Below are 15,389 nucleotides of genomic sequence, written 5' to 3' on the forward strand. Positions count from 1 at the left end.
ATGAAAGTTGACCGATTTCTATTCTATTCGTACATTGACGGCATGTATTCGCTCCTACCACTGCTCGCTGTGTCGAGTTTACTCCTGATTGTATCAGCCTGTGCTCCGCGTTATAAAGGTCCTATCACTGATCATTTCGACGGAAAGAAGTTCTTCAATCCCGGTAGCTCAGAACGAGGAACAGGTAGTTTATTGAAATGGATGTTCAATCGGGATAAGGGACCCTGGCCCGAGCAGCCCGATGCGTATGTGGGTGCAAAACCGGCCACAAGAATTGAGGGTGATAGCCTGGTTCTTACGTTCGTCAATCACTCTACGTTTCTTATTCAGACAGCCGGACTAAATATTCTGACAGATCCTGTTTGGTCGAATCGTGTTGGGCCTACTTCGTGGCTTGGTATCAAACGAAAACGTCCGCCAGGATTGCGGTTTGAGGAGTTGCCGCCCATCGATGTGGTCTTACTGAGTCATAATCACTATGATCACCTGGATATGCCAACGATCAAAAAACTGGTGAAGGCGCATAATCCTCTATTTGTTACGCCACTGGGTGTATCGCATCTACCCAAGTCCGTTGACGGACGCACTACCCGTGAACTCGATTGGAATGATACATTACAAATCAATGAAAAGCTGAAACTTACCTGTACTCAGGCGCAGCACTTCAGCAATCGAGGTATGGGCGATCGCGATGAAACGCTCTGGTGTGGCTATTTTCTTCACACTAGTTTTGGCATCACGTATTTCTGTGGAGACAGCGGCTATGGACCTCATTTTAAACGCATTGGTGAACTGGCTAATCAGTCAGGTGGGCCGATTAAACTAGCTTTGTTGCCTATTGGCTCCTATCGGCCTGAGTGGTTCATGGCTCCCGTCCATGTGTCGCCTGCCGGGGCAGTCCAGGCATTTATTGACCTGAAACCAATCCAGGCAGTAGGTATTCATTTCGGCACCTTTCAACAGGGTGACGATGGGTTATTCGAACCAGCTGATGATCTAAGAAAAGCACTTCTCGAAAAGAATATTCCCGAAGCAAAATTCCTGGTTCCGAAAGAAGGCATGCCTATGGTGTTCAAATGAAAAAACCTAAAAGGTCTTCAAGACCTTTTAGGTTTCATGTATAGTTTACTAAAGACAAAACACTACTCTACCGATCGTAGCGAGTACCGTCTGGATTCACAACACTAGTTGTATCCTCAGTTCGATAGTCATAATCTGCACTACGGCTCATATCGCTGCCTTCAGATTCTGACGCAGCACGGTCATTAATAAATGATTCGGCCAGCGTAGTTAGTTTTTTATCCGCTGTTTTTTCTTCTTCCAGTGTTTGCTCAAGCAAACGGGCGGCCTCCTGATAGCCTAAAACACGTGCCAGCGTAACAGCCGAACCATACGCAGCAATTTCGTGATGCTCTATTTTCTGACCAGCAATGATTAACCCTGCATCTCGCGTCAATGAGCCTGAATCTGTATTGGAAACAACCCGTTGTGCATCCTCTACTAGTCCATCAATCGCTTCGCAGGTACCTTCGTCAACATCGATTCCGATGCTGCTGAATACTTGTTCCAGACGAGCTACTTGGTTGCGGGTTTCATTCTGATGCTGTAGAAAAGCGTTTCGTACTTCATCGGTTGTTGATGCATCGGCCTGTTCACCCAGTGCGCTTACAGCCTGTTTCTCGGCGTAATAGATATCTTGTAGTTCCGTAACGAACAAGCTACGAAGACCTTCCTGTGTATCGGTATCAGTTCCTCCGAAAAAGTTTGCGATGCGTTCTCCAAACGTTGCCATAATTTCTATTGATTTTGATGTTAGTTAACTTGATTTTCTCTGCCTTTGTACCAATTTCAGGCCAACTACTGATAGTCTGCGAGTTATCGATTTAAGGAATCCAATAGTGTTTCTATTTTTCTACAGAATCCGTAGAGTATCAAGACCATACTTATTTACCAGAATTGAGGTCCACCAAATAAGTTTAACATAAAGACCATATTGCCCAAGACAAACCGTGTTCCGCTTCGACAAAGATTATATCCATTGCCGAGGAAGAACACGATTTGTTTAGAGTCTGTCATTCGTTAATCACAATCAATTATGTCATAATTGACTGCTTATTTCACTATACGCATATTCATACCACGGATGTGAATTGAAAATATCGTACGGTGAGCCGTGAGCAGCTAACAGGGAGTACGGGTGTTTAATGGTCTTGACTGACTTTATCTCCCTGTAGTAATCCTCGACACCTGTTTCTTTGTTAAGGAACGTATAGTGGTAATCACCGTTTGCCTGATACGTAAAAGTTTTCTCAAATGAACTTCCCCAGGCCGGGTCAGCATCCCCTTTTATGTTGGTAATTCATCCGTGAGCGTCGTAGTTCAGTATAGTGGTCAGCATGGCTTTTTCTCTCAGCATATCGACTACCCGTATCAATCGGTTATTCTCCCAGGTAAATTTTACCGCATCGCCAATGTATTGGCCATATTGGTCGAATGATTACAATTGAGGGGTTATATACGGCATCCTGAACGAACCTGAAATACTCACTTTTTCCACTGACTAGCCTTTGTTACAGGACCCACGTGTTTTATAGCCAGTTACGGATACTGATCCGGTTACGTATTTCAGTCCGTTGACCAGTTCGATTTTGTCGATACTGATACCACCTGGTGATCTAATTAGCTCCCCGCTACCGATATCCTCTATACGCTTTCGATTTTCTTCTTGACATTCAGGCCCTACTTAACTTTTAAAACCAGGTCCGAATGAGTGGTTTTGTCATTCTGACCGAAGGGGAGAATATTAACGTAATCTGACGCTCACGTAAGGATAGGTTAAGATTCTTCCCTTCGGTCAGAATGACAAAAGCTATGTTAGAATGAAAGTCTAAACATCCTCTTAGGCCCCTCCCTCAGGAAGTTCCTCAAGCGATTCATCAATTAAGATTGGGTAGAGGTTAACCTCAACGCCCAACTGGCGGCACTTATCGACTACCTGCTGGTAGCTATGATCCGTTAGACCAGGCTTTTCCTGGGGAGCTTCATCACCTACAACAATAATAATTCGCTTCTTATTGACCCATTTAGCCTGCTCAAGAACGCTATAAACAGCATCATATACGGCCTCCTGTGCATCACCACCTCCGCTGGCCGTCATTGTACCGAGGAATTTACGGATGGACGAGAAATCCGTGGTCAGATCCTGATAGCTTAATACATACAGGTCGCCGTGATCCCGATAGCCACCTGCTCCCAATCGGGCGGTGGGCGGTAGGGCATCGATTATTTTATTTAACCCCGCCCGACAAGCATCGATGTATTCGCCCATGCTGCTGGTGTTGTCCAGTAGTATTACAATGTCTGCATTCTGATTGCCTACATTGTCTTTGATGATTTTAATAACGGTTTCGGGTAAAAAAGTAGGATTCGCAATATCGTAGCGTTTGCCGCCCGTCGCATCGCCCAGATTGGTATAGGCTTCTAAAGCTTTCTCATAAGCGGATAGCTCAGCAACTGTCATCCCTAACATAGTCTCACTTTCTATCACCCTACCGGTACTATATCGAGCCTCAATTTTATAGTAATAGAACGAACTCGGCGTTACCTTTTTATCCTCGAACGTAACCTCGTTTGTTTCACCGACCGACTCAAATGTCAGGTCTGCTACATTATTGGTCATACCAACGGTAGACACTCGTTTGATTCGGTACGTTGGGTTTCCCGGCTGTGCTTTCCATTTTAGGTTAACCGCCGTCCGTTTGTTGTTAGAGGCACTAAGTCGAAAAAACTCGACTTCTACAGGATCACCAGGTTGCGTTTTTATGGGATCTGTTGTAATTGGATCAACTGGTGGGGTGGTGCAAGCGGCAAGTATTGCCGTCAGCAGCCAGGCGGACACTAGACGTTGACGTAAGTTCATGGCCTTAATCGAAGAGGTTCATTAGCGGGTTGTTGTACCGCCGTTATGGCACAAAAGTCTCCTCTTACCCCGGCGGATTGCTACCACCAGATCACTGAATTGCTAAAATTCCTGCTTCAATTGCTGTATTGCCGACGCTATTTGTAGTACATGGGGAATCCGGCAATTAGTTACCTTGAACCAATAAGCTATGAACTAGCAGTTCTACCCTTATCCTTTTCAAGCCAATTAACGAGCTCAAAGCAATCTACTCACATCTTCTTGCCTATGCTAAAATACCCTTCGATCCGGTGCGTGCCTAGGTAACCATCTCCATTAAAAGCTCCAGATTTTGGTACGGTGAAACTACCACTGACCGCAGCCGACTCAATGCCCGCTATGTTTGACGCGGAATAACTGATCTCGCTGATGTATACGTAACCGGGGCTAATAAGTAAGTTTTTCCCGACAACATATAAAATATCATACCGTAAATAATCGGATACGGGGCTAGCGGTGAACAGAGCACTGAGTCCCCAGCTTAAACTCATATTCTTGACATCGTATAATCGGGGAATGACAATACTAATAGCTAGGCCGGTGTCGTTTGAAGTAGGTTTTGCGGCTCCAATCGTAACCGACTGTCCACCCGCTCGCTGGGCTATACCAACTCGATGAATCCAGGGGCCGCCATCCAGTCGATAAACAATCCCCTCCGGTATGATCATCATTGATGACACTAACAGAAGAAACTCTTTCCTCTTGCTTTGTACCTGAGCGGTGACGGTGACAGGCGTAGGTTTGACAATACCTGTTGGGGCTGTGTATGTGTTGAAATTACTTGCACCCGTAGTAGCCAGTTTGCCAATACGTTCTGCAACAGACCATTGAATTACAGGTACCGTTTGGTCCTGATGCAACTGAACAATCGGACTGGGCTTTACTAACGGGGCTAATAACTCATCGTACGCCATCGTCGTATATACGGTCATCGGCACCGACTCGCCCGGTTGAATGCCTTTTTGCTGGGGCGACAAAAAGATGGTCGAGAAATAACTCCAGTCGCTGAAATGCGTTGTTTCGATGGTAAGGGTTTTTGCCTGTTTATTGAGCTTAGCTCCTGGCATCGCCATCCAGACACCATTTTTTTCCTGATACGCAACCTGAAGCGCTTCGGCAACGGTCGCCTGTAAATCAATATCATCGTAGGCGAAGGTAATTTTTACGGGCCTGGCAAACGTCGTTCCATGGGGCTCCAGACGGAAAGCGGCTCCTTTTCCAGTGGGATTCGTATTGGTAAGGGGTTGAATGCTGATAGCTTCTTCGCTGGTCAAAGCGCCCGCCGGAATGTCGATACGAATCTTACCATCCTCAGACGACACGGTTCCACCCGCCGGGCCAATCATTTCCGTCAGATCAGAGGCACCGATCGGTTCGCCAATGGGGCAAACTAACCCTGTTGGGTCAACCACAGCATCGTCTGGATCGGGCTTGGGAATGGGGGTTACAATTGGATCAACAGGATCAATTGGTTTTTTGCAATTAGTCAGGCAGGCCATCAGCGCCCAGCCTGCCAGGAGGTAATGTCGAAATTTCATAAGCTTTTGTGTTTACTGGATGTGCACAAAATTGAGCGGCTCAACTCAGTACGTGAAGTCGAGATCTACTGAAACGGGATAGTCGTCTACTGAAGCGGTACAAAGATTTGGTCAATCGGCATGCTGGCTATTTCTGCGTCTTGAACAGACAATAAGCCACTGAAATGGGATAGATGTGCTGTATTTATCAGGCAACCAGGTAACCATCAATTATGGTCCACTCGGTTAGAAACGCTCTGTTTGAGCATGTGATGGTTCAGTAGGCATAAATACCGCTTCGTTGGTTTGAGGTTCGGAAATCGGCACTGGTTCAGCACAACTTTGCTTCATCAAATCAAACAGCACATGTATGCAACCAACAAAAACATCCGTAACTGCGCCAACCAAGTTGCGCACTATCGTTAATCCAATTCTGAAAGACGAAGTCATTTTTCTGGAAACCAGCCGTGAAAGCAACGGCTACCAAACGTTAGTCGAAGTTACCTTATCGGCTGGCGGAGGGAATCCGCTTCATTACCATGAAGAGTTCTCCGAAGAATTCACTTGCCTCGAAGGTGAATTAAGTATCCAGCTCGGCAGCCAGATTATCCGTCTCAAGCCCGGTCAGTCGGCTACGGCACCGGCCTACAGCAAACACCGATTCTTTAATCAGAGTACCGAATCGTGTCGATTTCAGTGTCGAATTGCACCCGGCTGCCCTGGTTTTGAGCAATTGCTTCAAATCACTTACGGATTAGCTAAAGATGGCCTGTCAAACGCGCAGGGAATGCCTAAAAGCCCCTATGTGTTGGGTTATATTATGATGATTAGCGGCACCTGTATGACGGGATGGATGTCGATGCTTCAACCCATATTGACCTGGTTTGGACGTCAGGCAGTCAAGAAAGGGATTGCGGCCGACTTACAACGCCGGTACATGACCGTCTGGTAACCAATACGTTCGTTGACTGGCTTATGCCTGGCTAGTATCTTTGGTATTTTTTATTCTCTTCCTCGTTATGAAACAGTGGGCCAAGTTTGATCGCTTCGATATTCTCATTTATCTACTGAATTATCCGGCTGTCATCATCGCCAACTACGTTATCTTTGGGCCAATCTACTTCCAGAATTCATCCTTATTTATAGGGGCTACCCTCATTGTCAACGCCTGGGGGCTGGTCATTTTTGTCGTGCTGACCACATGGATGAAGTACATGCGACACTGTTACGGAGCCGCTGATCAGTTTGGTCAACGGTTGCTGTATTCGATGTTGGGTTATGTCGGGTTTATGATGTTTGCTATTCTGTCCATTTGCTGGATTTACTACAAATTAGATTACCCACTTAAAACGGAAACGATTCCGTGGATACTGATGATCGGATTCGTTACCAACGTAACGTCGGCCGGATGCCATGAATCTATTTTCACGTATAATCAGCTTCGGGAAAGTACACAGCGTGAGTACAAACTAAAACAGCTGCACATGCAACAGCAGATGGATGTACTCAAACAGCAGGTCAATCCGCACTTTTTGTTTAATAGCCTAAACTCATTGATTACGTTAATTGGCGAAAATCCGCAACAGGCCGAAACGTTTACCGAAGAGTTGAGTTCGGTATATCGCTACGTGTTACGGGCTAATGAGCAGGATTTGACTGACCTGGGAACAGAACTGGACTTTATTAACTCGTACACGCACTTGCTACGTACTCGATATGGAGCCGGTTTTGAATTGCAGATTCAGGTCGATCAGCGCTTTCGATCGTATCAGATTCCACCGTTAACACTCCAGTTATTAGTGGAAAACGCGGTAAAGCATAATAGCATTCTGAAAAGTAAACCCCTGACCGTTGACATTCAGACGGATGACTTAGCCAATCTGCACGTTCGGAATAATATCCAGAAGAAAAGACAGAGCGTTGTTTCGAATGGTGTAGGGTTAGCCAATATTCTGGCCAAGTATGAAATGCTCGGCCAACCCCGGCCTTCAGTTCGGGAAGAAACCGGCCAATTCGTCGTAGCCTTACCGCTAATTCCAGCATAGAGCAATTCTTAACGCTAACTCCCGTGTCTGAGCGGCCGGCGTCCCGGTCCTCACAGACACATATGCGTCAGCATAACACGCCATCCGGAAAAGTGTCTGTGAGGACACAGACACGGGATTATGAATATATTGACCTACAACTACTATCGACTCAGTTTATTACGTACATGAATGTCCTCCTTATTGAAGACGAAGAATTAGCGGCCCTGCGGCTCACTAAGTTACTCGCAGAAGTGGCTCCTCAAATCCGAATTGCTAATACCACCGACAGTGTTGAATCCACAGTCAATTATCTGCAAGCGAAACCGTCCCTGGATCTGATCTTTATGGATATTGAACTGGCAGATGGTCAGAGCTTTGAAATTTTCGAACAAACGACGGTTCCAGCACCAGTCATATTTACGACCTCGTATGACGAATATGCAATAAAAGCGTTCAAGGTAAACAGCATCGATTACCTGTTGAAACCAATCAAGCAGCCTGAATTAGCGGCCAGTCTGCAAAAGTTTGAGCAACTCAATCGCCAGCACGAAGCCTCTACCCGGCAATTAAAAGCGATTCAAACACTAGTTCGACATCTTCGTCAGCAAAATCAGGCCACTGACTATCGTCGCCGTTTTCTGGTTCGACACCTATCTCAATGGTTACCGATTGAGACGAGCGAGATTGCCTATTTCCATTCGGAAGACCGGGTTACGTTGCTCCACACGGCCAAAGGGCAAAAATTTACGCTGGATTATACATTAGATGAGTTAGACAGCATGCTCGACCCGGCCCAGTTTTTTCGTGCAAGCCGACAATTTATTGTCAGTGTACAGTCTGTGCAACAGATTCATCCCCATTTTAATCATAAGCTCAAACTGGCCCTGTTACCTTCACCTGCTGAAGAGGTACTTGTCAGTCGCGAGCGGGCCACCGAGTTTAAGAAATGGATGGGAAAGTGAGGTAGTACGCCCATTCCGAACAGAGCTAGTTAGAAGCCAGCTTTAGAACTTTACCTCCACTAAAGTCGAGCAGATAAAGTTCCGCTTTTTGATCTTCACCAAAAGCGGATATGGCTCCCGCGCGGGCTATAATCTCCTGATTATTAGAAGCCGTATTGCCATTCATAGTTAATGCCCAGACGCGGCCACTGGCATAATCGGCATAAATATACTTGCCCTTTAAAGTAGGCTGTGCCGTTCCGCGATAGACGTAGCCACCTGTAATGGAAACGTCGCCATTAGCGCGCCCATACTGATAAACAGGCGCAATCAATTCCGACCCATTTACTGTATTACCGCTCGAATTGAAGTCGTTATTACCTTCTTTCACTCGCCAGCCGTAGTTACCACCCTTCGTAATAATATCTATTTCTTCAAGCGCATTCTGACCTACATCACCAGCCCACAAGCGTTTTTGATCATCAAAACTGATTCGCCAGGGATTTCGTAAACCGAACGCAAAAATTTCTTCGCGGTATCCATTCGTATTGCCTTTATACGGGTTATCTGCCGGAATACCATACTGACCTTTTTCGGTGCTGTTGACATCAACCCGCAGGATTTTACCCAACAAGTTTGTACGATTCTGCGCATTGTTCTGCGGATCGCCCCCACTACCGCCATCGCCTGTTGCAACGTATAAATAACCATCTGGTCCAAACAAAATCTTACCCCCGTTATGATTCGTATAGGGTTGATCGAAACGAAAGAGAATAACTTCCGAAGCCGGATCAGCCGACGAGGCAGTAGCCGACGATGCCTTGAACCGACTCACAATGGTTTCGCGAGGGTTATCTTTTGTATAGTTGACGTAGAAAAATCCGTTTTGCTTGAAATCGGGATGAAACGCCAGTCCCAGCAAACCCATCTCACCACTCGATGCCACTTTTGAGCGAATATCGAGGTAAGTCTCTGCTGAAGCGACATTGGCATCATTCTCAAATACCCGGATGCGACCATCCTTTTCAACCACGAAAACGCGATTGGTACCATCATTGGCATAGGTATATTCAACCGGAGAGGCAAATGTCAGTTTTGGATAAGCATTAACAACTTCGGTTTTCAACGATCCAGTTCCCGTACCGGTCGAATCAGTAGCTATCGCATCAGGGGCGGTAGCTGGCTTACAGGCCAACGCGACAAACCAGGCAACAACCGATGTGGCTATCAGAGAGATGATAAACGTGCTTATGGTTTTGCTGAGCATGATTAATTGATTCATTTGTTCTGGAAGTTTGTCTACAAATCAGGGACCTATTTATAATAAATCATTTTTTCGGCCCATATTTTGCTCAAAAACAGCTAATTAGTCATGTAATAATTCTACTTCATACGTTTAACGACTAAAAGGTTAGTGTAGTCTTTCCACAGAACGGGGTGTAGATTCCACTCCTGTTTATAATGAGTTAATCCTAAAATCGAACGACTACGCATTTTCCTTGGTTTTACAACTAAACTTACCCCCATGACCACTGCGACAAATACGCTCCTCGACCATCTTCAGGCTCAACGCTCACACTACCGGTATAAACTCCCGTCAAGACCTGATGCCGGACGATTTATCGACCAGTTGATGCGCTTACTCTTCCCGGTTACGCAGGACTGTAAATCTGTCTCGCAGCATGTTGAAGAAACTTATCAGGCATTACAGCAACAGCTTACCAACTTGCTATGCCCCCTTGAAAAAAACCTGACCGAAAGACCGGAAACCATTACGGAACGGTTTTTCGAGCAGCTACCCACCATCTACGACAACTTGTTGCTCGACGCCCATTCAATTGCGGATAATGATCCGGCTTCCATTGGAATTGAAGAAGTTGTAGCGGTGTATCCGGGCTTTTATGCCATCGCCGTTTATCGGATTGCGCACGAATTGATGAAACAAAATGTACCGCTTCTCCCCCGCATGCTAACTGAATATGCGCACGGACAAACGGGAATCGATATTCATCCAGGCGCACAAATTGGTCGGTCATTTTTTATTGATCACGGTACCGGAGTTGTTATCGGTGAAACCACGGTGATTGGTAACAATGTAAAAATTTATCAAGGCGTAACCCTCGGTGCCACCTATGTAGCGAAATCGATGGCGCAGAAGAAACGGCACCCAACCATCGAAAACAACGTAGTTATCTACGCCAACGCCACCATCTTAGGTGGTCATACTGTCGTTGGGCACGATTCGGTTATTGGCGGTAACGTCTGGCTTACCAGCAGCGTCGAAGCACACTCCCTTGTCTACCACCAGCATCAGACTGAGGTTCGCCTAAAATCCCTGGAATCGGTTGAGCCCATTAATTTTGTGATTTAGACTAAAGTCAATAGCCCCCAAAACACTCCCTAACTAACTACCGACGAGCCTCTTATGAAAGCTACAACCATCCTCAATACGATTGGCAATACACCCCACGTACGTCTTAATCGGCTATTTCCTGGTTATGAAGTCTGGACGAAGCTTGAACGGGCTAACCCTGGGGCCAGTATAAAAGACCGCATTGCGCTATCGATGATTGAGGACGCCGAGGCTAAAGGATTGCTGACAACCGACAGCACCATTATTGAGCCAACGTCGGGTAATACAGGTATTGGTCTGGCGATGGTTGCGGCAGTGAAAGGGTATAAGATTATTCTTGTCATGCCGGAGTCTATGAGTATCGAGCGACGGAAAATTATGGCAGCTTACGGAGCCGAATTTGATTTGACGCCCCGCGAGAAAGGCATGAAAGGTGCCATCGAACGGGCACACGAACTACTGGCGACAACGCCAAATTCCTGGATGCCCCAACAATTCGAAAACCCCGCCAACATCGATGTTCATGTACGCACAACAGCGCAGGAAATTCTGGCTGACTTTCCGGAGGGTTTCGATGTACTGATTACAGGGGTCGGTACGGGTGGCCACATTACCGCTGTTGGCGAAGTACTGAAAGAGAAATTTCCTAATCTGAAAGTATACGCAGTAGAGCCTGAACTTTCGCCAGTCATTAGCGGTGGTGCGCCGGGGCCACACCCGATTCAGGGAATAGGCGCAGGATTCATTCCTGCCAATCTACACACAAATGTGCTGGACGGTACCATTCAGGTTAGTAAAGATGAAGCGTACGAAATGGCCCGTCGTTCGGCCAGGGAAGAAGGCATTTTCGTTGGGGTTTCGTCGGGGGCATCACTGGCAGCCGTCGCCAAAAAATTACCGGATATTACGCCAGGAAGCCGGATTCTTACCTTCTGTTACGATACTGGTGAGCGCTATTTATCGATAGAAGGCTTATATTAGCCGATTGCCAACAACAGTCTGAGGTGAATTAGGAACGAGAACGCTCCTCAGTAGACTTTTGCCCATTCTATACATCGACAACGTTACGTATGAACCCACAATCAACTACTTATCGAAATATTAAGGATACAATTTTTATCATCGCCGGTGTATTCAGCGCAGGATTGGGCATCAAGGGATTTCTGACATCCAGCCATTTTATTGATGGGGGTGTGACGGGAATTTCGATGTTGCTGGCTACGCTCTTCAAAATTCCGCTTCCCATCTGGTTATTAGTCATCAACCTGCCGTTTATTGGCTTAGGCTATCGTCAATTTGGCCGTCAATTTGCTTTAAAAAGTATATTGGCCATTGCCGGTCTTTCCATCAGTCTGGCGGTTGTTCCTTATCCTGATGTAACCCCCGATTTTCTGTTGACTGCTGTTTTTGGTGGTTTCTTTATTGGTGCCGGTATTGGATTAACCATACGTGGAGGTGCCGTATTGGATGGAACCGAAATTGCAGCGCTACTGATAAGCCGAAGCAATCACACCCTAAAAGTAAGTGATGTTATTCTGGTGCTAAACGTCCTGATTTTTGGCGCTGCTGCCTTCTTTTTAGGGATTAGTCCAGCTCTATACTCAATGATTACCTACTTCGCGGCATCCAAAACGGTTGATTTTGTGATTCACGGTATTGAGGAGTATACTGCGATTCTCATTATTTCGAAAAACCCTGATCCTATTCGGGAACAGGTCATTGCTAAAGGGTGGGGCATTACGATCCTCAGAGGACAGGGTGGCTATGGCAAACACGGTAGTCACCAGGAAATAGAAAGCGTACTGTACACGGTCATTACACGGCTGGAAATCAGCCGACTACGCTCTATGGTCATCGAACTGGATCCGAACGCGTTCATCATTCAGCATAGTGTCGATGATGTGGCCGGAGGGAAAGTAAAGAGCCTGCCCATGCATTAATGCATCGCCACTAATACCCGTTTTGGGCCGTTTATGGAGAATTGCTGCGCTGAGGATGTATTCACCAGTCTTTTGCGAAATCAGTCTTCTCATCAACCTAAACGATTGTCTCCATGACGTTCCCTTTACGTGTCTGCATCCTGTTCTTTCTTTCGCTACTAGGCAACCAACTTTCCTACGCTGGCAAAGACCCTATTATTTCCGGTACAATCCGCGATGTAGCTGGAACAACTGTTGAGTTTGCGACGGTTGCCCTTCACCGTGCGGCCGACTCTGTTGTTATAAAAACGGAATTTAGCGACGCAACAGGCGCGTTTCACTTTGCTCAATTACCTGCTGGAAATTACTTTGTGTCGGCTTCGCAAGTCGGTTTTGAACGCGTTCAGACAGCAACCTTTACAATCACTTCTTCCGACCAAATCCTGGCCCCTATTCTACTGAAACCCAGCAGCAAAACTCAATTAAAAGAAGTAACCGTACAGGCTCGCAAACCCATGTTCGAGCGAGAAACCGACCGGATTGTTGTCAATGTTGACGGGAGTTCGATAAGTGCGGGATCAACCTCACTGGAAATCCTTGGTCGTTCGCCGGGTGTAACAGTCGACCAAAATGATAACCTGGCGTTGCGTGGGAAACAGGGGGTTATGGTTTTCATCGACGGGAAGCGAGTCCCGATGACGGGGAGCGAATTGGCAGAAATGCTACGCGCTCTTCCAGCCAATTCGATTCAAAAAATTGACCTCATATCAAATCCGCCGGCTAAATACGATGCGGCTGGCGGAGCAGGAATTATCGATATTCGACTAAAGAAAGATGGTCGCCAAGGCACAAACGGCAGTATCAATCTGGGTTATGGGTATGGGCGATACGGCAAGTTTTCCAGTGGACTCTCACTAAATCATCGCCATAAAAAAGTAAATCTATTCGGTAGTATTAACCACAACGATCGAAACGTATATACTCGCTTAACGCTGCATCGGGACTTTTTTCAGAACAGTCTATTTATCGGCAGTAGCGATCAGGAAAATATTGGGAAAACACGCTACATATCAGATACATACCGAGCTGGAATAGATTACACGCTCTCAAAACGAACCCTAGTGGGGCTGGTAGTTAATGGCCTGATTATGAATGCAGAAGCCCATATTCCCAACGTTAGCCAGACATTTGATGAACGGGGAAATTTGCAATCTAGCTATCAATCTGCCAACCGCCGGACCTTATCGGTTCCGAATACAGCTGTCAACCTGAATCTAAAACACAGTTTCGATTCAACCGGCCGTCGTGAGTTAACAGCCGATGTGGATTTTGCACATTATGAGACTCATCGGCTCCAGAATCTAACCACTACATTTACGGTTCCAGTGCGCCCGGTCACAACTCTGGATGGTAATCTAAACGGAGGGCTGAATATCGGTTCTTTCAAAGCAGATTATACCCATATTCTGGCAAACAAAACACGGCTGGAAGGCGGCTTTAAACTAAGTCAGGTTCATTCGGATAATGATGTTCTGTTTACGAATATAAGTGAAGGAAAAAGTGTCGTCGATACTGGCAAGAGCAATCAGTTTCGGTATGACGAATCGATCATCGCTGCTTACATTACTGTCAATAAGACCTTCAACAAAACATCGTTTCAGGCTGGTTTGCGGGGCGAAAAAACCACGGCAACAGGTTTACAAATGATTGGAAATAACGGATTCGAACGTAATTATTTTCAACTTTTCCCAAGTGTATTTATCAAGCAACCTCTGTCAAAAAATCACGAACTGGGTATCTCAGTCAGCCGTCGAATCGACCGTCCGACCTATAATCAATTGAACCCCTTCCGGGCCTATATCGATGCAACAACCTATTTCACAGGGAATCCGTCGCTATTTCCACAACTGAGCTACAACACAGAACTTACGCATACCTTTAAACAGAAATTTATTACCTCCATCAGCTACAGTCGAACAGATTCACCAATTATTGATGTAGTACAGCCAGCGCCCGAAGGTAATCGACAGGTTGTATCCACCTTCCAGAATTTAACCCGTTCCGACTATTTCGGCATTACACTGACCGTTCCGGCACAGCCAGCGAGTTGGTGGACGATGAATAACAACGTTGTCGCCTTCTACAATCGATTTGTTGGCAATCTGGCTGGAACCTCTCTTAATGCTGGGCAACCTGCGTTTAATGTTAACAGTAGCAATACATTCACATTAGGAAATGGCTGGACAGCCGATCTGGTCGGCAATTATCAATCGCATCAACTATACGGATTTTTCGATATCCGCCCCTTAGGTCAGTTGACTGTAGGTTTACAAAAAGCGATGTGGAACAAGAAAGGAACGTTGCGACTAAATATGACGGATATTTTCTATACTAGTCCCTTCAAAGCAACTTCTACTTACGCGAATTATGTCGAAAAACTAGATCAGCGACAGGATACGCGCATTGCCACCGCTTCCTTTACCTACCGCTTTGGCAGTGATACAATAGCCCCAACACGTCGACGAACCGGGGGAGCCGAAGACGAAAAACGCCGAGCCGGGGGCGCATCGTAAAATGAGTTTGGGTTATTTACTGAGTTACTAATGACAATACAATGGTGTTTTTTGTCATCCTGACGCCAGGAAGGATCTCATCGTTTCTTAGCATTCAGGTA

The 15,389-nt window shown here is 46.2% G+C and carries 13 protein-coding genes; 9 read left to right on the forward strand and 4 right to left on the reverse strand.

The genetic code is table 11. The annotated features are described in order from the left end of the window. Positions 1–42: 42 nt before the first annotated feature. Positions 43–1,080 carry an MBL fold metallo-hydrolase gene (locus ACYVE4_RS08600; protein WP_461040367.1) on the forward strand — a complete coding sequence of 346 codons (1,038 nt, stop codon included), beginning with the start codon at positions 43–45 and terminating at the stop codon, positions 1,078–1,080. Positions 1,081–1,147: 67 nt separating this feature from the next. On the opposite strand, the gene ACYVE4_RS08605 is transcribed toward ACYVE4_RS08600, so the two are convergent. Continuing rightward, the gene (locus tag ACYVE4_RS08605; protein ID WP_461039064.1) at positions 1,148–1,792 is read right to left on the reverse strand and encodes a YciE/YciF ferroxidase family protein; all 645 of its coding nucleotides are present in this window, start codon (positions 1,790–1,792) and stop codon (positions 1,148–1,150) included. Positions 1,793–2,365: 573 nt separating this feature from the next. On the opposite strand from ACYVE4_RS08605, the gene ACYVE4_RS08610 reads away from it, so the two are divergent. After that, positions 2,366–2,497 carry a hypothetical protein gene (locus ACYVE4_RS08610; protein ID WP_461039066.1) on the forward strand — a complete coding sequence of 44 codons (132 nt, stop codon included), beginning with the start codon at positions 2,366–2,368 and terminating at the stop codon, positions 2,495–2,497. A gap of 402 nt (positions 2,498–2,899) precedes the next feature. Here the strand turns inward: ACYVE4_RS08610 and ACYVE4_RS08615 are convergent, their stop codons facing one another. Both ACYVE4_RS08615 and ACYVE4_RS08620 read right to left on the reverse strand, forming a co-directional pair. Beyond that, complete coding sequence (locus tag ACYVE4_RS08615; protein WP_461039068.1) at positions 2,900–3,919, reverse strand: vWA domain-containing protein; 1,020 nt, start codon at positions 3,917–3,919, stop codon at positions 2,900–2,902. A gap of 251 nt (positions 3,920–4,170) precedes the next feature. Further along, the gene (locus ACYVE4_RS08620) at positions 4,171–5,496 is read right to left on the reverse strand and encodes a hypothetical protein (RefSeq protein WP_461039069.1); all 1,326 of its coding nucleotides are present in this window, start codon (positions 5,494–5,496) and stop codon (positions 4,171–4,173) included. A gap of 349 nt (positions 5,497–5,845) precedes the next feature. Between ACYVE4_RS08620 and ACYVE4_RS08625 the strand changes: the two genes are divergently transcribed. The 3 genes from ACYVE4_RS08625 to ACYVE4_RS08635 all read left to right on the forward strand — a co-directional run bounded on the left by ACYVE4_RS08625 (position 5,846) and on the right by ACYVE4_RS08635 (position 8,464). Beyond that, positions 5,846–6,427 carry a cupin domain-containing protein gene (locus ACYVE4_RS08625; protein ID WP_461039071.1) on the forward strand — a complete coding sequence of 194 codons (582 nt, stop codon included), beginning with the start codon at positions 5,846–5,848 and terminating at the stop codon, positions 6,425–6,427. A gap of 67 nt (positions 6,428–6,494) precedes the next feature. Continuing rightward, positions 6,495–7,520 (forward strand): sensor histidine kinase, encoded by a 1,026-nt coding sequence (locus ACYVE4_RS08630; RefSeq protein WP_461039073.1) that lies wholly within the window; start codon positions 6,495–6,497, stop codon positions 7,518–7,520. Between the two features lie 167 nt (positions 7,521–7,687). Beyond that, positions 7,688–8,464, forward strand: a complete 777-nt coding sequence (locus ACYVE4_RS08635) for a LytR/AlgR family response regulator transcription factor (RefSeq protein WP_461039075.1) — start codon at positions 7,688–7,690, stop codon at positions 8,462–8,464. A gap of 25 nt (positions 8,465–8,489) precedes the next feature. Here the strand turns inward: ACYVE4_RS08635 and ACYVE4_RS08640 are convergent, their stop codons facing one another. After that, positions 8,490–9,725: a PQQ-dependent sugar dehydrogenase gene (locus tag ACYVE4_RS08640; protein WP_461039076.1), complete on the reverse strand. Its 1,236-nt coding sequence runs from the start codon at positions 9,723–9,725 to the stop codon at positions 8,490–8,492. A 243-nt stretch (positions 9,726–9,968) separates the two neighbouring features. Here ACYVE4_RS08640 and ACYVE4_RS08645 point away from each other — a divergent pair, with 243 nt between their 5' ends. The 4 genes from ACYVE4_RS08645 to ACYVE4_RS08660 all read left to right on the forward strand — a co-directional run bounded on the left by ACYVE4_RS08645 (position 9,969) and on the right by ACYVE4_RS08660 (position 15,288). Beyond that, positions 9,969–10,814 (forward strand): serine O-acetyltransferase, encoded by an 846-nt coding sequence (locus ACYVE4_RS08645; protein ID WP_461039078.1) that lies wholly within the window; start codon positions 9,969–9,971, stop codon positions 10,812–10,814. Positions 10,815–10,868: 54 nt separating this feature from the next. Next, positions 10,869–11,777, forward strand: a complete 909-nt coding sequence (gene cysK / locus ACYVE4_RS08650; RefSeq protein WP_461039079.1) for a cysteine synthase A — start codon at positions 10,869–10,871, stop codon at positions 11,775–11,777. A gap of 89 nt (positions 11,778–11,866) precedes the next feature. Next, complete coding sequence (locus ACYVE4_RS08655) at positions 11,867–12,736, forward strand: YitT family protein (RefSeq protein ID WP_461039081.1); 870 nt, start codon at positions 11,867–11,869, stop codon at positions 12,734–12,736. Positions 12,737–12,849: 113 nt separating this feature from the next. Beyond that, positions 12,850–15,288: an outer membrane beta-barrel protein gene (locus ACYVE4_RS08660; RefSeq protein ID WP_461039082.1), complete on the forward strand. Its 2,439-nt coding sequence runs from the start codon at positions 12,850–12,852 to the stop codon at positions 15,286–15,288. Positions 15,289–15,389 lie beyond the last annotated feature (101 nt).

It is taken from the genome of Spirosoma harenae (assembly GCF_054776975.1).